Here is a 23713-nt window from a genome sequence, read left to right as displayed (position 1 = left end):
GGGGTAGGCAGGTGCTAGCGCTGGGTAGCCGCAGCAAGCCCACGGTTCGCGGTGCAGTTGTGCCAGCTCACGCCGGGGCCGTTTCGGCGCGCACGGCTTTGCGGGTAGCCTCAAATTGCAGCGTGAGGCGCACGCCGTGGTCCTGCGTAATATGCAGTAGGCCATCTAGTTGCTTGCTTAGGCCGGTCACCATTGTCAGGCCCAGCGACTGGCTGTGCCTCAGGTCGAAGCCGGGGGGTAGGCCCACGCCGTCGTCGGCAATGAGCAACTCGTAGTGGTGCGCTCCACGGGGTTGCAAGCGGATGCTGAGGGTGCCCGGCCGGCGCTGCGGAAATGCGTGCTTGAGGGCGTTGGTAACGGCCTCGTTAATGATGAGGCCCAGGGGCGTGGCCAGGGCCACATCTAGCTCGATGGGCGCCACGGCTACTTGCGCCCGCACCGAGTCGGCGCAGTCGAACGAGTCTAGCAGGTGCTCGGTAATCTCGCGGATGTATTCGGGCATATTCACCCGCGCCACGCTGTCGGACTGGTATAGCTTCTGGTGCACCAGGGCCATGGCCTGCACCCGGTTTTGGCTTTCGCGCAGGGCCGCTAGGGCGGCGGGGTCGCGCAGGTATTCCGCTTGCGTGTTAAGTAGGCTGCTGATAATCTGAAGGTTGTTTTTTACTCGGTGGTGTATTTCCTTCAGCATCCAGTCCTTTTCTTGCAATAGTTCTTCCTTTTCATCCAGCAAGTCTTCTTTCTCTTCTAGCAAGCCTTGCTTATCGCTGACTAGCTGCTCCAACCAGTCGTTTTTGAGGTTGATTTCCTGCTGCTTGGCTTCCAGCAAGTGGGCGCTGCGCTGCTTGAGACGGTAGCGATTGTAGCCCAGGCCCAGCAGCAAGGCTAGCAGGGCGGCCCCGGCCAGCAGGGTGTTGCGCTGCCACTCGCGCTGCCGGATACGCGCCTGCTGCACCAAATTTTGTTTGGTGAGCAAGGCGATGTTTTGCTCCTTCTTGCGGGTGTCGTACTGAATTTCGAGGTCAAGTAACTGCTTGTTTTTTACTTCGTTAAACATGGAGTCAGTCAGCAGCTTGTAGCGCTGGTAGTGCGCAATAGCCGCCGGAAAACGCGCCTGCGCCGAATCAACCCGAAACATCAGCAGGTGCAGCCGCGCCAAACTCGGCAGCGCCCCTTTGCGCTGGTTGAACTGCAAAGCCTGCTGCAAGTACCAGCGCGCTTGGTCGTAGCGCTGGGTGCGCAAGTAAAAGCTGCCCAACTCCCGGTGGATAGCCACTTGGTTGAAATTATTATCAGCCTTGCTCTTAATAAGGGACAACGCCCGCAGAAAACAGGCTTCTGCCTGGTGGTTGCGGCCAACGGCAACGTAGCAATCGGCGAGGTAGCGCAGGTAGCTAACCTGGTTGCGGGCCCCACCCGGCTGGGCATTTTGCGTGAAAAATGCCAGTGCCTGCTGGGGCTTGTGCTGCGCAATTAAGATGCGGGCAATTGCCCCGGCTATTTGAATAACGGAGCCCGCTACATGAGCCTGGCGGTAGCTAGCCAAGGCTTTGTGGTAGTAAGTAAGCGCGGGCGCCTCTTGGTGCAAGTCGTGGTAAATGCCGCCCACCTTGGCGTAAAAGCCGCCGATAACTAGGGTATCGTGGGTGGCTTGGGCGCTTTCTATCGCGGCCAGGGCGTAGCGCAGGGCCTCCTTATAGTTGCCCGCCTGCTGGTAGGCCGCCTCCAGTAGGTCGTAGGTGTAGTGCAGCTCGCGGTGGCCGGCGGCGCGGTACCAGGCGGCCACCTGCCGTAGCTCCTGGGCCGCCTGCATAGAGTGGCCTTGCAGCAAGTGCACATCGGCGAGACATTTGAGGAGGTAGGCTTCCTCTACGCGGGCCCCCAACTGATGAAATAAGGACTTGGCCCGCTGGTAGTAAACCAGCTTGGCCGACCTATTTAGCTCGGCTTGGGGGTAGCAATTGCCGAGGTAATACCACCCCAATGCTTCGAGGTGGCGGCGGCCCTGGCGCTGGCTCAGGCTAATACCCTGGCGCACGGCGGCCGTGCCCGACGTATCGCCGGCAATGTCGCACTGCACCCGCCCCAAAATGTAGAAGCTGCCAATGCGTCCCACCGCAAAATGCAGCCTCTCGCTGGCTGCGCCCGCCTGCTCGGCAAAGGCGACAATGCTATCGGGCCCAATGCCTAGCTCTTCGTAGCGAGCCAGCAGGTCGGCGGTTAGCTGAAGCCGCAGCTTTAGCTGGTTGGTATCGGGGCGGCTGTGGCGCAACTGTGCACGCAGCCGGCTCACGGCGGCGGGGCTGAGCAAGGGGTAAATGGGCTCGGCCCGGCTAACAAAGCTGAGCAAGACGAGCAGTAGTAAGAGCCGCCTACCAACCAAAAAGGAGAATGCCATAGGGGAAACGAAAGCGCATTTGTTTCTCAACTAGTTACGGGCCAGTAGGTTGGATAAAATTCAAAGTACCGCCAAATCCTCGGTTTATACCGTTTGCCGGGGTAGGGCCGCCCCTAGGTTTGCAGTGTCAGCCGCGCCGCGATGCGCCTGGGTTAACCTCCCGATTTACTATGCTCACCTTTAAAACTTTGTAAACTACAATGGCAAGCTAACATGCTCTTTCAAAAACCTGCTCAACTTATGCTCGTGGCCTAAGGCTTAAGGCTCGGCGCTTTCCCAAGGCGTCAAGGCGTCGCCCAGCTAGCTGCCGGCGGTCCGCCCCTCCAAACCCTACCCCCCCCGTTCAAGCCCACCGCGGGTTCCTCAACCCTGGCGCGCCAGCGCGCCCCCAACGATGTTGCCCAGAACTGGCCCTCGGCCGAAAGCAAGCTCATCTTCACCACCAAGGGCCGTGACCGCAGTGAGCGGCAGGAATTTGCCGGCGACCTAGAAAACCAAGCCCTCCTGGTACACCTGCCTCGTGGCCAGTGAGCACCCCCTGATGACCCCCGCCTGCAACGCGCGCTGGCTAAAGAGCGCAAGGCTACCACGCTAGTGGTCAAAAGCAAAGCCACGTGCCGCTGCGCTCGCAGCCAGCCCAGGTGGCTGCCCTTCATCGGCGAAGCCGCCCACAAAGTAGGGGCAAAGCAGCCCACCTAACTGCTAAGGCAGCATAGGCAAAAACTACTCCCAGGCCGCTAAGCTCCAGCCATACTTGGGCGCTAATTAGTCTCCTAACCCCTTGATAGCCATGAAACTTATTTCCTGCGTCCTCTTGGGCGCCCTCACCGGCCTACTGATGGCCAGCACCCCTCCTACTCCCATGAGCGAACCTACTTCTGCCGCGCCCGCCGGCCTCAAAAACATTGTACTCGTGCACGGCACTTGGGCCGATGGCTCTAGCTGGGCCAAAATTATCCCGTTGCTGCAAGCCAAGGGCTACCACGTTACGGCGGTGCAAAACCCGCTCACCTCGCTCGCCGACGACGTGGCTGCCACTAAGCGCGCCATCGCCCTGCAAGATGGGCCGGTGCTGCTGGTAGGCCACTCGTGGGGCGGCGTGGTTATCACCGAGGCTGGCACCGACCCCAAGGTATCAGCCTTGGTGTATGTGGCCGCCGCCGCCCCCGACGCCGACCAATCGTTTCTGGAACTGGTGCAAACGGCTACCGCCACGCCCGGCAACGACGAGATTCGACCCGATGCCCAGGGCTTTGTGAGCATGACGCCGAAGGGCATTATGGAAGATTTTGCCCAGGACTTGCCCAAAACCGAGCAGCAAGTGCTTATTGCCACGCAAGGCCCGCAGGCTTTTGGGGCCCTGAAGGAGAAAGTGACCGTGCCAGCCTGGAAAAGCAAGCCTTCCTGGTACATCGTAGCCGCCAACGACCGCATGATTAACCCCGACTTAGAGCGTACGCTGGCCAAAAAAATGAACGCCACCACTACTACGCTGTCTACCAGCCACGTGGCTATGCTGGCTCAGCCCGAAAAGGTGGCTGCCGTCATCATGGATGCCGCCACTAAAACCGCGCTCAAGTAAGTAGCTAGCGACTGTTCAATCGAAAAAAAGCCCGCTCCCAAGCTGTAGAGTTTAGGGAGTGGGCTTTGCTGTGACAGCAGGAAGAGGCGCGGCAAAATACGGCCGCCTACCCCCTTGCTCGCGACCCACCTAGCAACGGCTCGCCAGTTGTTGCAGCGCAAAGCAGTACGATATGCTTCAACAGCTTGCCTGTCTGGAAGGGGGTAGGGGGCGAGCAGAAGCGGAAGAACGCTGGTAGAATTCGAAGAGGCAGTAGTAGCTTAGGTAGTATTGATAGGATGTAAAGCGCTGACTAGTAAGAAAAATGCTTTTATTGTAGCTTTATTAAACAACTTTTTTCCGTTGCTTTCACACAATCGATTGTGTAATCAACGATATTCGCCTTTCGTTTCCTTCACTTTTCCCGCCCAATGTCCATTTCCCACCGCCTCAGCTTGCTAGCTACTGGGCTCAGCAGCGCCCTGCTGCTAGCCGCCTGCGACCAAAAGCCCACCACGCAGGAAACTACCACCGCCACCACTACTCCCAGCGCTGCGGTGGCTGATTCGGCCGGCGCCACGTCGGCCCTCCCTACTACCGCCAGGTTTGGCAAAACCAGTGAAGGCGCTGAGGCGCAGCTGTTCACGCTCACCAATAATTACGGCCTCAAAGCCACCATTAGTAACTACGGCGGCACGCTCACCGGCTTGCTGGTGCCCGATAAAACGGGTAAACTGAGCGACATTATTCTGGGTTTCGACAGCTTGAGCGGCTACCAAAGCCCGGCGTTTCGCAAGGCAAATCCCTACTTTGGCGCGCTCATCGGGCGCTACGGCAACCGCATTGCGCAGGGCAAATTCACGATTGATGGCAAAAGCTACCAAGTAGGCGTGAACGACGGAGCTAACTCGCTGCACGGTGGCAAAGTGGGCTTCAACCAGCGCCTCTGGACGGCCCAGCCCGGCAGCTCGGCCGATGGCCACACCTTGACTCTCAAGTACCTGAGCAAGGATGGCGAGGAAGGCTACCCCGGCAACCTGAACGTGACGGTGGTGTACACCCTCACCAACGACAACGCCCTCAAAATCGACTACACGGCCACTACCGACAAGGCTACCCCCCTCAACCTTACCAACCACGCCTACTTCAACTTGGCCCTGGGCCAAAGTAAGGACGTGCTGGCCCACCAGGTCACCATTCCGGCCGACCGCTACACGGTGGTGAATGCCACGCTGATACCCACCGGCGAGTTGAAAGCGGTGAAGGGGACGGCCTTCGATTTTACTACCCCCCACGCCATTGGCGAGCGCCTGGCGCAAGTGCCCGGCGGCTACGACCACAACTGGGTGCTAAACCAGAGCAGCGGCCAGCACCCGGCCGCCACGGTGTACGAGCCCACCACCGGCCGCACCCTGGAAGTGACCACCGACCAGCCAGGCGTGCAGTTCTACACCGGCAACTTCCTCGACGGCAGCCTCACCGGCAAGGGCGGTACGGTGTATGGCAAGCACGCCGGTTTCTGCCTCGAAACCCAGCATTTTCCCGACTCCCCCAACCAGCCTAAATTCCCGAGCACCATCCTGCGGCCGGGCGTCACTTACCACACCACTACCACTTACAAATTTGGGGTGCGCAAGTAGGCCAGGTGGCTAGGGGTGCGGCGCCCGCCCGCACAAGTGTACTTCATAAACAATTAAGCAATAATATTTTGCAAGCCCAATCTCCGGCCTATGTTATCGGCCTCGACTACGGCACCGACTCGGTGCGGGCGCTGCTCGTAGATGCGCGCACCGGCGCCGAAGTCGCGCAGGCCGTGCACTACTACCCGCGCTGGAAGCAGGGCCAGTACTGCAACGCAGCCCAAAACCGCTTCCGCCAACACCCGCTCGACCACCTCGAAGGCCTCGAAGCCACCGTGCGCGAAGTAGCCCTGCGCGTACCCGCCACGCAGATTGTGGGGCTGGCCATCGACACCACCGGCTCGACGCCCGGCCCCGTGAACGCGCAGGGCGTGCTGCTGGGGTTGCTGCCCGAGTTTGCCGAAAACCCCAACGCCCAGTTTATCCTCTGGAAAGACCACACAGCCCTGGCCGAAGCCGCCGAAATCAACCACAAAGCCCGCACCTGGGGCGGTGAGGACTACACCAAGTACGAGGGTGGCATCTACTCCTCGGAGTGGTTTTGGGCGAAAATCATGCACGTGGTGCGCGAAGATGCAGCCGTGGCCCAGGCCGCCTATTCGTGGATGGAGCACTGCGACTGGCTCACGCTCACGCTCACCGGCCAGGACTTGGCCAGCTTCAAGCGCAGCCGCTGCGCCGCTGGCCACAAGGCCATGTGGCACGCCAGCTGGGGCGGCCTACCCCCCGAAGAATTCCTGACCTACCTGGAGCCCAAGCTGGCCGGCTTGCGCCAGCGGCTCTTCACCGAAACCTACACCGCCGACGAGGTAGCCGGCCACCTTACGGCCGAATGGGCCGCGCGCTTGGGCCTCACGACCAGCACGGTAGTGGCCGTGGGCGCGTTTGATGCCCACGCCGGCGCGGTGGCGGGCGAAATCGAGTCGTACTCGCTGGTGAAAGTGATGGGCACCAGCACCTGCGACATTGTGGTGGCGCCCACGGCCGAAGTAGGCGACCATTTGGTGGCCGGTATCTGCGGGCAGGTCGATGGCTCCGTGATTCCGGGCATGCTGGGGCTGGAGGCGGGCCAGTCGGCCTTTGGCGACTTGCTGGCTTGGTTTCGGCAGCTGCTGGAGTGGCCGTTGCAGGCGGCCACGCTGGCGCACTCGCAGGTGCTGAGCGCCGAGCAATTGGCGCTTTTTCAGCAGGAAGTGAGCGACAACTTGCTGCGCCAGCTTACACAGGCCGCCGCCGAAGTAGACCCCGCCGAGAGCACCGTGCTGGCCCTCGACTGGGTGAACGGCCGCCGCACGCCCGACGCCAACCAAGCCCTCAAAGGCGCGCTCACTGGCCTGACGATGGGCACCTCAGCGCCCCAAATTTTCCGGGCGCTGGTCGAGGCCATTTGCTACGGCTCGAAGCAGATTGTGGAGCGTTTCGAGCAGGAGGGCATCCCCATTAAGCAGGTAATTGGCATTGGGGGGGTAGCCAAAAAATCGGCCTTCGTGATGCAAACGCTGGCCGACGTGCTCGACCGGCCCATTAAAATTGCGGTGTCGGAGCAGGCGCCGGCGCTGGGCGCGGCTATGTACGCCGCCGTGGCCGCCGGTATTTATCCCGATGTGCTCACCTCACAAAAAGCCTTGGGCAGCGGCTTTGCCGAAACCTACACACCTACCCCCGCCCGCGTGGCCGACTATGCCGCCCGCTACGCCCAATACCAGGCGCTGGGCCAGTTTGTGGAAGCCGCTACGGCTGGCCAAACTCCTATAAAACGTCCTGCTGAGCCTGCCGAAGCATCTCGCGCGCAGCCCTAATTCAATCGTTCAACAAGGCGAGCGAGATGCTTCGCTACGCTTTGCAGGACGTTGTTATTCGTTTAAAAAATGAGTCAGTATCAAGCCCTAAAACAGACCTGCTACGAGGCCAATATGCAACTGCCGGCCCTCGGGCTAGTGCTTTTTACCTTCGGCAATGCCAGCGTGGTAGACCGGGAGCACCAGGTATTTGCCATCAAGCCCAGCGGTGTGCCCTACGCCACGCTGCGGCCCGACGACATCGTGATTGTGGACTTGGAGGGCCGCGTGGTGGAGGGCGATAAGCGGCCCAGTAGCGACACCAAAACCCATGCGCTGCTCTTTAAAGAATGGCCCATGATTGGGGGTATTGTGCACACGCACAGCACCTACGCCACGGCCTGGGCCCAGGCGCAGGCCGATATTCCGATTTTGGGCACCACCCACGCCGACCACCTCACCGCCGACGTGCCCTGCGCGCCGCCCATGAGCGACGAGCTCATTGCCGGCGACTACGAGCACCAAACCGGCTGGCAAATCATCCAGGAGTTTGAAAAGCGCGGCCTCTCGCCCGCCGAAGTCGAGATGATACTCGTTGGCAACCACGCGCCCTTCACCTGGGGCAAAACCGTGGAGAAGGCCGTGTACCACAGCGCGGTGCTCGAAGAGCTGGCCCGCCTGGCCTACCTCAGCTGCACGCTGCGGCCGGGGGTAGCACGCCTCAAAGATGCGCTGATTAAGAAGCACTACGAGCGCAAGCACGGCGCCAATTCTTACTACGGGCAGTCGTAGCTCTATTCCTACTAAACGTCCTGCTGAGCTTGCCGAAGCAGGACGTTCTTTTTACTTAATTTCCATGATTGACATTTCGCAGTACGAAGCCTGGTTCATCACCGGCAGCCAGCACCTCTACGGCCCCGAAACGCTGGAGCAAGTAGCCCAGCATTCGCAGCAAATCGCGCAGGAGCTCGGCACCAAGCTGCCCATTCGCATCGTGTACAAGGCGGTGCTCACGGGCCCGGCCGAGATTTATAAGCTGATGCAGGAGGCCAATACCACACCAAATTGCGTGGGCCTTATTGCCTGGATGCATACTTTTTCGCCGGCCAAAATGTGGATTAACGGCCTGAAAATCTTGCAGAAGCCGCTGGCGCACTTGCACACGCAGTTCAACCGCGACATTCCGTGGGGCGAGATTGACATGGACTTTATGAACACCAACCAATCGGCGCATGGCGACCGCGAGTTTGGCTTCATTGGCACGCGCATGCGCCTCAACCGCAAGGTAATAGTAGGCCACTGGCAGAGCGCCGACGTGCACGAGCGCCTCCGCAGCTGGAGCCGCGTAGCCAGCGCCTGGGCCGACTGGCAGGGCGCGCATTTTGTGCGTTTCGGCGACAACATGCGCTACGTGGCCGTGACGGAAGGCGACAAAGTAGAAGCCGAAATCAAGTTTGGCTACGAGGTGAATACCTACGGCATCGGCGATTTAGTAGCCGAAGTAAATGCCGTAACCGACCAGCAAATCGCCGAGCTGGTGGCTACTTATGAGCAGGAGTACGAGCTGGGCGACAACCTGCGGGAAGGCGGCGAAAAGCGGGAAAGTCTGCGCGACGCCGCCCGCATCGAGCTGGGCCTGCGCAAGTTCCTGACCGACCGCAACGCCAAGGGCTTCACCGACACGTTTGAGGATTTGCACGGCATGAAGCAGCTGCCCGGCATCGCCACCCAGCGCCTGATGGCCGACGGCTACGGCTTCGGCGGCGAGGGCGACTGGAAAACGTCGGCCCTGGTGCGCGCCATGAAGGTGATGGGCGCCGGCCTGCCCGGTGGCAACTCGTTTATGGAGGATTACACCTACCACTTCGCGCCCGGCAACGAGCAAGTGCTCGGCTCGCACATGCTCGAAATCTGCCCCAGTATTGCCGAGGGCAAGGTGCGCGCCGAGGTGCACCCGCTCGGCATTGGGGGTAAGGAAGACCCGGTGCGCCTGGTATTTAACTGCCCGGCCGGCCCGGCCCTGAACGCGACTATTATCGACCTAGGTAATCGCTTCCGCATGATTGTCAACGAAGTAGAGGCCGTATTGCCCGAGCAGGACCTGCCTAAGCTGCCCGTAGCCCGCGTGCTCTGGAAGGTGAAGCCCGACCTCGCCACCGGTGCCGCTGCCTGGATTCTGGCCGGTGGCGCCCACCACACCGGTTACAGCCAAAACCTGACTGCCGAATACCTCGAAGACTTCGCCGAAATGGCCGGCATCGAGTTCGTACTCATTGACGCCGACACCAAGCTGCGCACCTTCAAAAACGAGCTGCGGTACAATGAAGTAGCTTTTCGGGGGTAGGGGCTAGCGTTCCCTGACGGGCGCCTCACCCTTAGCCTGTCTCCGAAAGAGAGAGGGGGGTAGGGGCCAGGCGCCCGCCAGTAGCTTACCGGCAATCCATTGTAACTTCTTGCTAATATGCCTATTCCCACCCACTTGGCTGCGCTAGCTACCAGCCTCACGCTCCTCCACGCCGCGGCGGGCGCGCAAGCGCCTACCCCCGCCACCCTCACGGTGCAGGTGAACCAGCCCGGCGCGGCGGTGTCGAAGAACATGTACGGCCTGTTTTTCGAGGACATCAACTTCGCGGCCGATGGCGGGCTCTACCCCGAACTGGTGAAGAATAAGTCGTTTGAAACCGACGCCCGGCTACTGGGCTGGAAAGCCTTGCAGGGCGGCGCCAACCTCGACGCGTATGCCGTGCGCAACGAACTGCCCCTCAGCGCCACCAATGGCCACTACCTGCGCCTGACTACCCGCGCCGGCGCGCCCGGCGAGGCCGGCCTCGAAAACGAAGGCTTCCGGGGTATGGGCGTGAAGGCAGGCGCCGAGTACACGCTCTCGTTCTACGCCCGGCGCGGCGCAGGTAATGTCAAGGGCGTGGTAGCGAGCCTGGTAGGAAGTAAAGGCGAGGCGCTGGGCCAGGTGGCCGTGAGCGGCTTCACCGATGGCTGGCAGAAATACACGGCGGTGCTGCGCGCCACCGGCACCCAAAACAAAGCCCACTTGAAGCTGGTGCTCAACGGTGCGGGCACGGTCGATGTGGACGTGGTTTCGCTCTTTCCGAAGGATACCTGGCAGGGCCGGCCCAATGGCTTGCGCCCCGATTTGGTGCAGCTGCTCAAGGACATGCATCCGGGATTTTTGCGGTTTCCGGGCGGGTGTATTGTGGAAGGCCGCACGCTCTCGGAGCGCTACCAGTGGAAGGAAACCATCGGCGACGTGGCCGCGCGCCAGCCTTTGGTCAACCGCTGGAACATGGAGTTTAAGCACCGCGCGACGCCCGATTATTACCAGTCGTTCGGGCTGGGTTTCTTTGAGTATTTCCAGCTGGCCGAAGACATTGGCGCCGAGCCGTTGCCCATTCTCAACGTGGGCATGGCCTGCCAGTACAACTCGGGCGAGCTGGCCCCAATGGGCAGCGCCAGCGCCGCCAAGGGCCCCAACGCCGGCAGCCCTACCCCCCCCGCCACCGGCGACCCGTCGCTGGACGTGTTCATCCAAGATGCGCTCGATTTGGTAGAGTTTGCCAACGGCCCGGCCAGCAGCCCCTGGGGCGCCAAGCGCGCCGCCATGGGTCACCCTACCCCCTTCAACCTGAAGATGATAGGCGTGGGCAACGAGCAGTGGGGCCCGCAATATTTGGAGCGTTACGAGGCGTTTGCCCAGGCCGTGAAGGCCAAATACCCGGCCCTTGTGCTGGTGAGTAGCGCCGGCCCCAGCCCCGATGGCGACTTATTTGACCAGTCAACCAAGCGCCTCGGCGAGTTGCGCGCCGACTACGTAGACGAGCATTACTACGCCAAGCCCGAGTGGTTTCGGGCGCACGCCGACCGCTACGATAAGTATGGGCGCGGCGGCCCCAAAATCTTCGCCGGCGAGTACGCCGCCCAGAACGTATCGACTGGCAGCCCCCAAAACAAAAACACCTGGGACTGCGCCATTTCGGAGGCCGCGTTTATGACGGGCCTGGAGCGCAACGCCGACGTGGTGGGCATGGCCAGCTACGCGCCCCTCTTCGCCAACGTGGACGCCTGGCAGTGGACGCCCGACCTCATTTGGTTTGATAACCTGACCTCGTACGGCTCGCCGAGCTACTACGTGCAGCAGCTGTATGCCCGCAACAAGGGCAGCCGCGTGCTACCCCTCACCCTGCCCGCGGGTGCCAAAAATGGCACTGATAATCTCTTTGCCAGTGCCGTGGCCGACGACGTGGCCGGCGACGTGGTGCTAAAGCTGGTGAATTACTCCAGCAGCCCGCGCCCCCTCAAAATCAACCTTGCTGGCGCCAAAAAAATTGGTAAAACCGGCCGCGCTCAGGTGTTGGCCAACGCCGACCTCCAAACCCAAAACAGCCTGCAAGAGCCTCAAAAGCTGGCCCCGCAAGCGTCAACCTTTGCCGTGCAGGGCGCCACGCTGAGCTACACGCTGGCCCCCAATTCTTTCACGGTGCTGCGGGTGCCGGGCCGGCGCTAGCGCGGCGCTTGCTTTGGCTAGCCAAGAGGATGCTTGGGTTTTGCTGCAACTGCCCCAGCACGGCCTGCTGAGCTTCCCAACACACTCTACATCTGCTTTTTCCCACCCTGCCTGCCAATGAACAAACGTTGCTACCTGCTGCTGGCGGGGCTGCTGGCCGGGGCCCTCGGCCCTGCCGCTGCACAAACAGCCCCAGCCAAACCCGACTTCCACCAGTGGGCCCCTACCCCCCCGATGGGCTGGAACAGCTGGGACTGCTACGGCCCTACCGTGACGGAAGCCGAGGTGCGCGCTAACGCCGACTACATGGCTAAGCACCTCAAAAGCAGCGGTTGGGACTACGTGGTGGTGGATATTCGCTGGTACGTGGGCAACGACACCGCCCACGGCTACAACGAGAAGAACCCCGATTTCAACCTCGATTCTTACGGCCGCTTCGTGCCCGCGCCCAATCGCTTCCCGTCGGCGGCGGGGGGTAGGGGCTTTCGGCCGCTGGCCGATTACCTGCACGGCCAGGGCCTGAAATTTGGCATTCACCTCATGCGCGGCGTGCCGGTGGTGGCCGTGCAGCGCAAGCTGCCCATCAAGGGCACCAAGCGCACGGCGGCCGACATCTATAGCAAAGAAGGCCAGGCCAACTGGCTGCACGACATGTACACCGTGGTGGCCACCCAGCCGGGGGCGCAGGAGTACTACAACTCGCTGTTTGAGCTGTACGCGAGCTGGGGCGTTGATTTTGTGAAAGTGGACGACCTCTCGGAGCCCTACCACGCCGCCGAAATTGAGCTGATTCGCCGGGCCATCGACCGCACGGGCCGCCCCATCGTGCTCAGTATGTCGCCGGGTGAAACGCCGATTACTGATGCCGGCCACGCCCAGCAGCACGCCAATATGTGGCGCACCGTGGGCGATTTTTGGGATAATTGGGGCCAGTTGAAAGAGCACTTCGACGTGTGCGCCCGCTGGGCGCCCTACGTTATGCCCGGCGCCTGGCCCGATGCCGACATGCTGCCGCTGGGCCGCCTGGCCATTCGGGCCGAGCGCGGCGACGACCGCCCCACGCGCTTCACCCCCGCCGAGCAGCGCACGCTGCTGACCTTGTGGAGCATCTTCCGCTCGCCACTGATGTTTGGCGGCGACCTGCCCAGTACCGACGCGGCCACGCTGGCGCTCCTTACCAACCCGCGGGTGCTGGCCGTGCACCACGCCAGCACCCACAACCGCCAGCTGTTTCGGCGCGGCGACTTGGTGGGCTGGACCGCCGACGACCCCGCCACCGGCGACAAGTTCTTGGCTCTTTTCAATGCCCAAGACCCGGCCGCGTCGGCGCCTACCCCCCTCGATTCGGTGCAGGTGCCCGTGGCGCTAACCGAGCTGGGCCTGCCCCGCGGCGGCGCCGTGCAGGACTTGTGGAGTGGCCGGGCGGTGGGTACCTTTTCGGGAGCGTTTGCGCCCTACATCCGGCGGCACGGCGCGGGGTTTTACCGGCTGGTTGCCTCGCCGGCGCGTTGAATTTATTGCTGCGCACCACTGCTTTTCTTCCCACCTACTTGCTGCCTAGGGCGCCACTTGCCGATGCTTAAACGTCGTACCTTCAGCTGGTTGTTGCTACTCTTTACCCAGTTTTCGGCCGTGGCTCAGTCTTCTTCGCCCATTGTTATCCAAACCGAGCATGTGAGCTTGGTGCTGGCCGTGGGCAAGCAGCAGAAGCTCTACCAAACCTACCTCGGGCCCCGGCTGGCCAACGCCGCCGACTACCAGCCGCTACCCCAGCGCCACGAGGCCTACCCCCCCGCCGGCACCGACAACCTCTTCGAGCCTGCCCTGCGCGTGGTGCACGCCGACGGCAACCCGGCGCTGGCCCTGGCTTTTGCCGACGTGCAAACCGCCCAACCCAGCGCCGATGTGGCCACGACCACCATCCGCCTGCGCGACCCACAGTATCCGGTAGAGGTGCGCCTGCACTTCGTGGCCTACTACCACGAAGACGTCATTAAGACCTGGACCGAAATCGTGCACCACGAGAAAAAGCCCGTCGTGCTCACCAACTACGCCTCGGCCATGTTGCACTTCGAGGCGTCGAAATACTACCTCACCCAGCTGCACGGCGACTGGGCCGAAGAAGCCCAGCAGCAGGAAAGCCAGCTCACGAGCGGCGTAAAAGTACTTGACAGCAAGCTCGGTACCCGCGCCGGCTGGTACCAGACGCCCTCGTTTTTTCTCTCGCCTGACCGGCTGGCCACCGAAACTACCGGCGACGTGCTGGCCGGCACCCTGGCTTGGACTGGCAGCTTTCGCCTGGCCTTTGAGCTAGATAATGAGCAGGCCCTGCGCGTGTCGGCGGGCATCAATCCCTACGCTTCGGAGTACACGCTGGCAGCCGGGCAGCCGTTCGTGACGCCCGAATTTATCTTCACCTATAGCACCCAGGGCAAGGGCCAGGCCACCCGCAACCTGCACCGCTGGGCCCGCCAGCAGGGCGGCACCCTCGACGGCACCCTACCCCGCCTCACGCTGCTCAACAACTGGGAAGCCACTTTTTTTGACTTCACCGAGCCCAAACTCGACGCCCTGATGGGCGACGCGGCCAAGCTGGGCGTCGAGTTGTTTTTGCTCGACGATGGCTGGTTTGGCAACAAATACCCGCGCAAAGACGACACCCAGGGCCTCGGCGACTGGCAACCCACCAAGACTAAGCTGCCCAACGGCGTGGGCCACCTCGTGCAAACTGCCACCCAGGCCGGCATCCAGTTCGGCATCTGGATTGAGCCCGAAATGGTGAACTCCAAGAGCGAATTGTATGAAAAACACCCCGACTGGATACTCAAGCTGCCCGGCCGGCCCGAGGACTACTACCGCAATCAATTGGTGCTCGACCTGACCAACCCCAAGGTGCAGGACTTTGTGTACGGCGTCGTGGATGCGCAGCTGACCCAGGGTGCTACCTACCTCAAGTGGGATTGCAACCGCATGATTACCAATGCTTACTCGCAGCATTTAGGCCGCGACCAGTCGCACCTCTACATCGACTACGTGCGCGGCCTGTACCGCGTGCTCGACCGCGTGCGCCAGAAGTATCCGCACACGCCCATGATGCTGTGCTCGGGCGGCGGCGCCCGCGCCGACTACGGCGGGCTGAAGTACTTCACCGAGTTTTGGCCCAGCGACGACACCGATGCTTTCGAGCGCGTGTACATCCAGTGGGGTTTCCTCAACTTCTTCCCGTCCAACACCTTAGCCTGCCACGTCACGAACTGGAACCAGCAGCAAACCCTCAAGTTTCGGACCGACGTGGCCATGATGGGCAAGCTCGGCTACGACATCGAGGTGAGCAAAATGACGCCCGCTGAGCTGCAATTCAGCCAGCAGGCCGTGCGCGACTACAAGCGCCTGAGCCCCGTTATCTGGCAGGGTGATTTATTCAAGCTGCGCTCGCCCTACGAAGGCAACCAAGTATCTCTGATGTACGTGGCTGATAACCAGCAACAAGCCGTGCTCTACGGCTACAACCTACACACGCGCTTCCACGAAACCGTGCTTCCTACCCGCCTGCAAGGCCTCGACCCCGCCAAACGGTATAAGCTGACGGAAATTAACCTATTGCCGGGCCAAAAATCCGGGTTGCCCGCCAACGGCCAAACCTACTCTGGCGACTATTTGATGAAGGTGGGTGTGCTGGTGAGCGATAGTGAAGCCAAAGCGCTGACCAGCCACATTTTAGAATTGACGGCTGAATGACCAGAAAATGAAAAAAGCACGTCCTGCTGAGCTTGCCGAAGCAGGACGTGCTAAATAATAGGAAATCCCACCCACTATGTTAGCCTACAAGCCTTTCCTCCTCGCGCTCGGCCTCGGCGCTACCCTGCCGGCCGCAGCCCAAAAGCGCCTTGATTATCCCATCCAGGCCGTGCCGTTTACGCAGGTGAAGCTGACGGATAGTTTCTGGCTGCCACGCCTCAAAACGAATACCGACGTGACGATTCCGGCCTCGTTTCAGCGCTGCGAAAGCACCAATCGGGTGAAGAATTTTGAGATGGCGGCGGCCAAATCGGGCAAGTTTGCGACGACTTTTCCCTTTGATGATACGGACATTTACAAGACCATTGAGGGCGCTTCGTACTCGCTCAGCGTCTACCCCGACGCCAAGCTGTCGGCCTACTTGGATGAGCTGATTGCCAAAGTTGGCGCGGCGCAAGAGCCTGATGGCTATCTCTATACGGCTCGCACCATCGACCCCGCTCACCCGCACCCGTGGGCCGGCACAGCGCGTTGGGAAAAGGAGCGCGAGCTGAGCCACGAACTCTACAACGCCGGCCACCTCTACGAAGCCGCCGTGGCCCACTACGAGGCCACCGGCAAGAAAACCCTACTTAACATCGCCCTCAAAAATGCCGACTTGGTGTGCGCGGTTTTTGGCCCCGGCAAGCGCAGCGTGGCGCCCGGCCACGAGATAGTAGAGATGGGCCTGGTGAAGCTGTACCGCGTTACCGGCCAGCCTAAGTACTTGAGCACGGCCAAGTTCTTCCTGGATGCCCGGGGCCACTACCCCGGGTACGACGCCAAGAGCAACGACCCCTGGAAGAACGGCTCGTACTGGCAGGATGATAAGCCCGTAGTGGCCCAAACCGAGGCCGAGGGCCACGCCGTGCGCGCCGAATACCTGTACTCGGCCATGGCCGACGTGGCCGCTCTCACCGGTGATAAGCAGCTGCTGGCCGCCGTCGATACCATCTGGAATAACCTGGTAGCCAAAAAGATGTACGTAACGGGTGGCACCGGCGCGGTGCCCAGCGGCGAGCGCTTTGGGGCACCCTACGAGCTACCCAATACCACGGCCTACAACGAAACCTGCGCCTCGGTGGCCGACGTGTTTTGGAACGAGCGCATGTTTCAGCTGCACGGCGACGCCAAGTACGTAGACGTGCTGGAGAAAGTGCTTTACAACGGCCTGATTTCGGGGGTAGGGCTCGATGGCAAGTCGTTCTTCTACAGCAACGCCATGCAGATTAAAAGCAGCCTGGGCTACCACGACACCGAGCCGGCGCGCGCGGGCTGGTTTGAGTGCTCGTGCTGCCCCACCAACCTGGCCCGCCTCATGCCGGCGTTGCCCGGCTACGTGTACGCGCAGCGGGGTAGGGCGCTGTACGCCAACTTGTTCGTGAGCGGTAAAGCCACGCTGACGGTCAATAAGCAGCGGGTGCAGCTCACGCAAGAAAACAATTACCCCTGGGACGGTGGCCTAAAATTCACCATCGACCCCGCCCAATCGGCAGCCGATTTCGACCTGCTGGTGCGCATTCCCGGCTGGGCCCGCAACGAGGCTATGCCTTCGGCTTTGTACACATTTGCGCAGCCTTCAACCCAGCAGGCTACCATCAAAATCAACGGCCAGCCCACTGCCTACACCCTGCAAAACGGCTACGCCGTGCTGGCCCGCAAGTGGCACCGCCACGACGTGGTGGAGGTGAACCTTCCGCTGGAAGTGCGCCGTGTGCACGCCGATTCGCGCGTGAAAGACGACTTGGGTAAGGTGGCTTTGCAGCGCGGCCCAGTCATGTATTGCGCTGAGTGGCAAGATAATGATGGCCAGGCTAGCAACATTATTGTGCCGGCCCGCGCCACCTTCACGGCGGCCTACCAGCCCAATTTGCTGCGCGGCGTCACGACGCTCACGGCCACCGTGCCAGTGGTGCAGTTGGGGGCCGATGGCGCCTCCGTGAGCACGGTGGCGCGCCCCCTGGTGGCCATTCCGTACTACGCCTGGGCCAACCGCGGCCAGGGCGAAATGACCGTGTGGTTTCCCGAAAAGCTCACCGCCCTCGACTTGCTCAGCCAGCCCCTGACGGCCGCCGCTGCCGCAGGCAAGTAGCCCGCCCTGACTCCTGGGTGGGGGGTGGGGCCAGCCACTTGCCCGCGGCTGGCGTTACTTGGCGGGCTGCACGCCTTCGGTCGTCATTTGGACGCGCTTGATGGTGCCATCTCTGTTATAATTTAGGTAATCAATGCATACCGAACGCCGGAAGCTGCCGCCGTGCTCGTCCATCCCACCATTATGATAAATGAAGTACGACCGGCCTTTGAAGTCAATGATGGCCTGGTGGTTGGTGTTAGAATTGCCGGCTAGCTCGTTCAAAATGCCTTTGTATTGCCAGGGGCCAGTAGGGCTGCGGCTCATGGCGTAGGCTGTTTTTTCGGGAAATTCGGTGGCGTAGCTGAGGTAATACCAGCCGTTGTGGGTGTGCACCCAGGGCGCTTCCGTAAACTGCGGCAGCCCGCTCACGGTCTCGATGGGGCCGTCGAGCTCCGTCATGTTGGCTTTCAGCTTGGCGTAGTGGCAGCTTTGGTTGCCCCAGTACAGGTAAGCTTGGCCCTGGGCATCGACGATGACGGTCGGGTCGATGTCGTCCCAGGAGATTTTGCTCGCCGTCATGTCGCTGGTAATGAGCGCCGAACCCCGCGCATCCCGATACGGCCCGGTCGGGTTGTCGGCCACCGCCACCCCGATAGCCTTGCCGTGGATGGTGCCGTGCGTCACGGCCGCGTACCAGTAGTACTTGCCATTGCGTTCGATTACCTGCGAGGCCCACGCATCATCCTTGGCCCAGGCAAAATCACTGACTTTCAACGGTATCGGGTGCTCGGTCCAGTGCACCATATCGGTCGAGGAGAAGCACAGCCACTCGTGCATCACGTAGCGCTCCTGGTTGTTGGGCGCCTCGTCGTGGCCGGTATACAGGTACACCGTGCCACCTTGCACTAGCGCAGCCGGGTCGGCTGTGTATTTGGTGCGAATGATAGGGTTGCCGCCCACTAGGGGGGTAGGAGATTGGGCAAGCGCCCACCTCCCCACTAAGAGGGCGATGGCACAGAGTAAGCTGCGTAATAAACTGTTTCTCAAAGCGAATTGGAAATAGCGTAGGAAATGACAAGTAAGATGACAGGGCGACGAGCAGCTACATTATCGATTGTGTAAATATGGGTACAGCGCCGCGATTTTTATGAGCCGGCTACGAAGAAATAGCAAGTACTGACAGCTAAATAGCTGCTTTTTGGGCCAATACACCCGGCAAAACGTGCTTAGCAGGTGAGCACACCCCAAGGCCGGTACCCGGCCTAATCCTGCTACCAAAGTGGGTGGGTAGGGATGCCCCCAAACGCCCTAAATTTGTGGTTTAGCCAAGCTGTACTTGCGTGCCTGGCCCCATAGCTCTTACATTTTCCATGCCCCCCCGCAAAAACCAACCGTCTGCTAGCCCAGCGCCCGCCGTGTCGATGGCCGACTTGGCCCGCGAGCTCGGCGTGTCGATGACGACCATATCGCGGGCTCTGAGCGACCACCACAGCATTGGGGCGGCCACCAAGCAGCGCGTGCTCAAGCTGGCTAAGAAGCTGAATTACCAGCCCAACCACCTGGCGGCGGCCCTGCGCAAAGGCCAAAGCCGGCTGCTGGGCGTGGTGGTGCCCTACATCGAAGGTAAGTTCTTTCCTTCTGTTATTCAAGGCATTGAGCAGGCAGCGAGCAAAGCGGGCTTCAGCGTTATCGTGTGCCAGTCGCACGAGGATGTGCAGCTGGAGCGCCGCAACGTGGAAACGCTGCTCAACGCCCGGGTGGCGGGCGTGCTGGTGTCGCTGGCGCGCAACACCCGCGAGTTTCAGCACTTCGATAAGGTGCGCAGCCGCGGCATTCCGCTGGTTTTTTTCGACCGTATTCCACCCGGTGAATTAGTTAACTCCGTGGTGTTGAACGATTACCAGGGCGCTTTGCAGGCTACGAGCCACTTGCTGGAGCAGGGCTGCCGCCGCGTGGCCCACTTAGCCGGTCCGCAGCACCTCAACATCTACCAGCAGCGCCGCCAGGGCTACCTCGATGCCCTGGCGGCCCACGGCCTATCTGCGCCCGAAGAACTAGTTATTTATTCCGACATGGCGGTAGAAGACGGGGCCCAGGCCATGCGCCAATTGCTGGCCCTGCCTACCCCCCCCGACGGCGTGTTCGGTGCCGGCGACTCGGGCATCCTGGGGGCGCTGCAAGTGCTTAAACGACAAGGCATCCGAGTGCCGCAGGATGTGGCGCTGGCGGGCTTCAGCAACGAGGGCTTTACGGCCATTACGGAGCCGCAGCTCACCTCCGTGGACCAGCGCTGCGAGGAAATGGGCGCCGCTACTGTGCGCCTGTTTCTGGAGCTAGCTACCGCGCCCGATGCGCCTTTTGCACAGCGGCAGGTGGTGTTGCAGCCCGAGCTGTTTGTACGTGCTTCGTCGCTGCACCAAACGCTGGAGCGGGTGTGAGGGGGTAGCGAATAGCCACAGCAAAGCGTTCTACAGCTTCATTTTAGTGCCTAAAAACCAAAAGGCGCCGCATGCTGAGCATGCGGCGCCTTTTGCCGTGTGAAGGGGGTAGGGCCCTACCAGAATACCGAGTACAAGGCTACGATAATGCCGAGAATCAGCACGGCGCCGGCTGTGAAGGTGGCGTGCGGCTTGAACATCGACGAGTCGATTTCGAGGCCGTTGGTCTTAACGCCGCGGGCGTTTTCAATCAGGCTAATAATCACCATGCCCAAGATGCAGAAGATGAACACAAAGCCCATGCGGTCGAGAAACGGAATCTCGTACACGCTGGAGCCTGCGGGCCGCACGGCGAAGCCAAAGGGCGCCAGGAACCCGAGGTCCATGTGAGTAGGCAAAAACTTGAGTATCACCGACAGTACGAAACCGCCAATGGTGGCAAACAGCGCGGCGCTCGACGTGGCCTTCTTCCAGAAAAAGCCCAGGATGAACATGGCGAAAATACCCGGCGACACGAAGCCCGTGTACTCCTGAATGTATTGGAAACCACCCTTCTTATCGATGCCCAAGTGCGGGGCGATGAGCACGCCCAGCACCATGGCCACGACCACCGCGATTTTGCCCACGGCCACCAGCTTCTTCTCCGAAGCGTTCTGGTTCAGGACCTTCTTGTACACGTCGAGCGTGAAAATAGTGGCGATGGAGTTGGCCTTGCCGGCCAGCGAGGCTACCACAGCCGCCGTGAGCGCGGCAAACGACAACCCCTTGAGGCCTACGGGCAAGATGTTGAGCAGCACGGGGTAAGCGCGGTCAGGGTTCAGGTCGGCGCCCGACCCAAACTCGCCCGCTCCAAACACGTTTTGCTTGTAGAGCACGTAGGCCGCGATGCCCGGAATAACTACGATAACCGGCATCAGCAGCTTGAGGAACGCCGCGAAGAGCAGGCCGCCGCGGGCCGTGGGCAGGTCGGCACCCAGGGCGCGCTGCGTGATATACTGGTTGCAGCCCCAGTAATTGAGGTTCACAATCCACATACCGCCGAGCAGCACGGTGAGGCCCGGCAAGTCGAGATAGTTGGGGTTATCCCGCTTGAAAATCATGTGGAAGTGGTCGTTGGCGGCGGTCTTCATGATGCTGAAACCGTTGAGGATGCCCGTGGTGCCGTTGTGCTCGGCCACCAGCGTGAGCGCCAAGTATGTGGTAGCCAGCCCGCCCAGGATGAGGAAGAACACCTGAATAACGTCCGTAAAGCCGATTACCTTCATGCCGCCCAGCGTGATGATGACGGCAAAGATGGCCAGCGCATACATGCAGAAGTCCAGGTTGAGGCCCGCAATGCTGCTCACGGCAATGGCACCGAGGTAGAGAATCGACGTCAAGTTCACCACCACGTAGAGCAGCAGCCAGAAAACGGCCATAATCATGGCCACCGTGCCGTTGTAGCGCTGGTGCAAGAACTGCGGCATCGTAAAAATGCGGTTCTTGAGGTACACCGGAATGAAAAATACCGCCACAATGATGAGCGTGATGGAGGCCATCCACTCGTAGGTGGCAATGGCTAGGCCCATCTTGAAGCCCGAACCCGACATGCCCACAAACTGCTCGGCCGAGATATTGGAGGCAATCAGCGACGAGCCAATGGCCCACCACGTCAGCGAGCCTTCGGCTAGGAAGTAGTCCTTCGAGTCGCCCTCGATGGTGCCGTCGTGGCCGGTCTTGCGGTTATAAATCCAGACGCCGTAGCCGGCTACTATAAAAAAGTAAACAAAAAAGACTATGTAGTCTAGCGTAGCCAGCTGGTGCATAGGGTGGGGAAAAAACGAATGGAAAACGAAAGTAGGGCAAATTTCGGCTTTTGAGCCTATGCAATCGATTGCGCCAAGAAAAAACTGGACATTAGGGGGTCACGTGCCACCAATCGGCCTCGGCGTAGCCGGCGGGGGTAGGGGCCGCCGCTCCCAGGCAAAACAGCCCCACTTTAGCGCCTACCCACCGGCCTTCGCGGGCCATAAATTCGGCTCCTAGCGGTGTAAACTGCTGGCCGTCGCGGCTGTAGCTAAATTGGCAGCGGGCCCCGGCGCGCACCGCTACCCGCAGGTACAGCGCTTGGCCGGGGGGTAGGGCTACCGGGGGCGAGCTGGTTTCGGGGTTGCCCTTGTCGGCTTGGAGGCAAGTGTTTTGGGTGAGGTGTAGCTGGCCGCCGCGGCTGGTGAGCGTGAGGCTGGCGTAGTCCATGCCCAGCACCACTAGGCCCGCTTGCTCGCCTTCATTTTTAGGATAGAAGGCGAGCTTGGTGGTGGCGGTGAACTGCTCGGCTGGCAGCTTTTGCAGCAGCAGGTTGGGCACCAAGTACAGGTTTTTGACCACGGCGGGCGCGGGCACGGCCGCCAGGCGCAGCTGGCCGGCCGCGGCGGGGGTAGGGCCCAGCCACTGCGGCTGCGGGTTGGCCTGCCATTGCCACTGCAAGCCCAGCGTTTGGCTCGCAAACTCGTCGGAAGTGGCGGGCACCGCCACGGCCACTTTGCCCCGCACCGCCGGCTTGCGGTACGTGAGCACCGGCTGACCAGTGCCGTCGCCGTCGGGGTCGAGGCCCATAATAGGCCAGTCGTTTTTCCAGCTCATGGGTTCTAGGTGCACCACCCGGCCATAGGCGCCCTGGTCTTGGAAGTGCAGAAACCAATCTTGCTGGCCATCGGGCGTATCGACCCAGGCGCCTTGGTGCGGGCCGTTGGTGGGGGTAGGGCCTTGGGCCAGCACAATTTTATCCTCGTAGGGCCCGAACACGTTTTTGCTGCGCAGCGCCACTTGCCAGCCGGTGGGCACGCCGCCGCCCGGCGCAAAAATGTAGTAGTAGCCGTGGCGCTTGTACAGCTTAGGCCCCTCTATAGTGGGGTGGTTTTTGTGCCCATCAAATACCAGCTTATCCTCGCCAAGCAGGCTGAAACCATCGGGGGCCAGCTCGCTCACGTGCAGCACGCTTTTGATGCCCGCGCGGCTGCCCGCAAAGGCGTGCACGAGGTAGGCGCGGCCATCTTCATCCCAAAAAGGGCAAGGGTCAATCCAGCCCTTAGCAGCCTTCACGCACACGGGCGCGCTCCAGGGGCCGGCCGCATGGCGGGCCGTCGTCACAAAAATGCCGAGGTCGGGGTCAGGGTAGTAGAGGTAAAACAAGCCTTTGTGGTAGCGCAGGGCGGGCGCCCACACGCCATTGCCAGGCTGCACCTGGTCGTAGCGGTCGCGGGGTGGCTGCACGGGCAGCGCGTGGCCGATTATCGTCCAGTTCACCAAGTCTTTAGAATGCAGAATGGGCAGGCCTGGCGCTGCGTTAAAGCTCGACGAGGTGAGGTAGTAATCTTCGCCTACCCGCACCACGTCAGGGTCCGAATAATCGGCGTAAAGCACAGGGTTTTTATACTGGCCATTGCCCAAATCGGGCACCCAGGCGGGGGGCGGGGGGGTAGGCTGTGCTTGCGCCGGCCCGCAAAGGCTAATGGCGGCTAGTAGCAGAAGCAGGCAAAACAGACGCAT

General features: G+C 61.2%; 14 protein-coding genes. 10 read left to right on the top strand and 4 right to left on the bottom strand.

The window, feature by feature from the left end:
* Positions 1-67 precede the first annotated feature (67 nt).
* Complete coding sequence (locus GO988_RS06760) at positions 68-2398, bottom strand: histidine kinase dimerization/phosphoacceptor domain -containing protein (protein ID WP_157563428.1); 2331 nt, start codon at positions 2396-2398, stop codon at positions 68-70.
* Positions 2399-3188: 790 nt separating this feature from the next.
* Here GO988_RS06760 and GO988_RS06755 point away from each other — a divergent pair.
* The 9 genes from GO988_RS06755 to GO988_RS06715 all read left to right on the top strand — a co-directional run bounded on the left by GO988_RS06755 (position 3189) and on the right by GO988_RS06715 (position 17765).
* A complete protein-coding gene (locus tag GO988_RS06755; RefSeq protein ID WP_157563424.1) occupies positions 3189-3980 on the top strand; it encodes an alpha/beta fold hydrolase in 792 nt (263 codons plus the stop codon).
* Positions 3981-4390: 410 nt separating this feature from the next.
* Positions 4391-5599: an aldose epimerase family protein gene (locus GO988_RS06750; RefSeq protein WP_157563421.1), complete on the top strand. Its 1209-nt coding sequence runs from the start codon at positions 4391-4393 to the stop codon at positions 5597-5599.
* 68 nt (positions 5600-5667) lie between these two features.
* Positions 5668-7398 (top strand): ribulokinase, encoded by a 1731-nt coding sequence (locus GO988_RS06745; RefSeq protein WP_157563418.1) that lies wholly within the window; start codon positions 5668-5670, stop codon positions 7396-7398.
* A gap of 69 nt (positions 7399-7467) precedes the next feature.
* Complete coding sequence (locus tag GO988_RS06740) at positions 7468-8169, top strand: L-ribulose-5-phosphate 4-epimerase (RefSeq protein WP_157563413.1); 702 nt, start codon at positions 7468-7470, stop codon at positions 8167-8169.
* Positions 8170-8233: 64 nt separating this feature from the next.
* On the top strand, positions 8234-9721 hold the full coding sequence (gene araA, locus GO988_RS06735) for an L-arabinose isomerase (RefSeq protein WP_157563408.1): 1488 nt from the start codon (positions 8234-8236) through the stop codon (positions 9719-9721).
* Positions 9722-9838: 117 nt separating this feature from the next.
* Entirely contained in the window at positions 9839-11896 is a 2058-nt protein-coding gene (locus GO988_RS06730; protein ID WP_157563403.1) for an alpha-L-arabinofuranosidase C-terminal domain-containing protein, read from the top strand.
* Between the two features lie 117 nt (positions 11897-12013).
* The gene (locus GO988_RS06725; protein ID WP_157563399.1) at positions 12014-13408 is read left to right on the top strand and encodes a glycoside hydrolase family 27 protein; all 1395 of its coding nucleotides are present in this window, start codon (positions 12014-12016) and stop codon (positions 13406-13408) included.
* 63 nt (positions 13409-13471) lie between these two features.
* Positions 13472-15634, top strand: a complete 2163-nt coding sequence (locus tag GO988_RS06720) for an alpha-galactosidase (protein WP_157563396.1) — start codon at positions 13472-13474, stop codon at positions 15632-15634.
* A 76-nt stretch (positions 15635-15710) separates the two neighbouring features.
* Positions 15711-17765: a glycoside hydrolase family 127 protein gene (locus GO988_RS06715; RefSeq protein WP_157563392.1), complete on the top strand. Its 2055-nt coding sequence runs from the start codon at positions 15711-15713 to the stop codon at positions 17763-17765.
* 54 nt (positions 17766-17819) lie between these two features.
* On the opposite strand, the gene GO988_RS06710 is transcribed toward GO988_RS06715, so the two are convergent.
* Entirely contained in the window at positions 17820-18707 is an 888-nt protein-coding gene (locus GO988_RS06710) for a glycoside hydrolase family 43 protein (protein WP_317164810.1), read from the bottom strand.
* Positions 18708-19117: 410 nt separating this feature from the next.
* Here GO988_RS06710 and GO988_RS06705 point away from each other — a divergent pair, with 410 nt between their 5' ends.
* Positions 19118-20185 carry a LacI family DNA-binding transcriptional regulator gene (locus tag GO988_RS06705; protein ID WP_157563384.1) on the top strand — a complete coding sequence of 356 codons (1068 nt, stop codon included), beginning with the start codon at positions 19118-19120 and terminating at the stop codon, positions 20183-20185.
* A 116-nt stretch (positions 20186-20301) separates the two neighbouring features.
* Here GO988_RS06705 and GO988_RS06700 read toward each other — a convergent pair whose 3' ends face one another.
* Together GO988_RS06700 and GO988_RS06695 are read right to left on the bottom strand one after the other, a co-directional pair.
* Positions 20302-21990 carry a sodium/sugar symporter gene (locus GO988_RS06700; RefSeq protein ID WP_157563381.1) on the bottom strand — a complete coding sequence of 563 codons (1689 nt, stop codon included), beginning with the start codon at positions 21988-21990 and terminating at the stop codon, positions 20302-20304.
* A 91-nt stretch (positions 21991-22081) separates the two neighbouring features.
* On the bottom strand, positions 22082-23713 hold the full coding sequence (locus tag GO988_RS06695) for a glycoside hydrolase family 43 protein (RefSeq protein ID WP_157563376.1): 1632 nt from the start codon (positions 23711-23713) through the stop codon (positions 22082-22084).

The organism is Hymenobacter ginkgonis (assembly GCF_009755225.1).
GTDB lineage: Bacteria > Bacteroidota > Bacteroidia > Cytophagales > Hymenobacteraceae > Hymenobacter > Hymenobacter ginkgonis.
Note: the sequence above shows the minus strand (reverse complement) of the source record. Positions and strands in the feature narration are given on the sequence as shown.

Excerpts from the sequence above, each read along its gene's own strand:
- GO988_RS06760 (WP_157563428.1), bottom strand. The coding sequence starts at position 2,398 with ATGGCATTCTCCTTTTTGGTTGGTAGGCGGCTCTTACTACTGCTCGTC.
- GO988_RS06755 (WP_157563424.1), top strand. The coding sequence starts at position 3,189 with ATGAAACTTATTTCCTGCGTCCTCTTGGGCGCCCTCACCGGCCTACTG.
- GO988_RS06750 (WP_157563421.1), top strand. The coding sequence starts at position 4,391 with ATGTCCATTTCCCACCGCCTCAGCTTGCTAGCTACTGGGCTCAGCAGC.
- GO988_RS06740 (WP_157563413.1), top strand. The coding sequence starts at position 7,468 with ATGAGTCAGTATCAAGCCCTAAAACAGACCTGCTACGAGGCCAATATG.
- araA (WP_157563408.1), top strand. The coding sequence starts at position 8,234 with ATGATTGACATTTCGCAGTACGAAGCCTGGTTCATCACCGGCAGCCAG.
- GO988_RS06730 (WP_157563403.1), top strand. The coding sequence starts at position 9,839 with ATGCCTATTCCCACCCACTTGGCTGCGCTAGCTACCAGCCTCACGCTC.
- GO988_RS06725 (WP_157563399.1), top strand. The coding sequence starts at position 12,014 with ATGAACAAACGTTGCTACCTGCTGCTGGCGGGGCTGCTGGCCGGGGCC.
- GO988_RS06720 (WP_157563396.1), top strand. The coding sequence starts at position 13,472 with ATGCTTAAACGTCGTACCTTCAGCTGGTTGTTGCTACTCTTTACCCAG.
- GO988_RS06715 (WP_157563392.1), top strand. The coding sequence starts at position 15,711 with ATGTTAGCCTACAAGCCTTTCCTCCTCGCGCTCGGCCTCGGCGCTACC.
- GO988_RS06705 (WP_157563384.1), top strand. The coding sequence starts at position 19,118 with ATGCCCCCCCGCAAAAACCAACCGTCTGCTAGCCCAGCGCCCGCCGTG.
- GO988_RS06700 (WP_157563381.1), bottom strand. The coding sequence starts at position 21,990 with ATGCACCAGCTGGCTACGCTAGACTACATAGTCTTTTTTGTTTACTTT.
- GO988_RS06695 (WP_157563376.1), bottom strand. The coding sequence starts at position 23,713 with ATGCGTCTGTTTTGCCTGCTTCTGCTACTAGCCGCCATTAGCCTTTGC.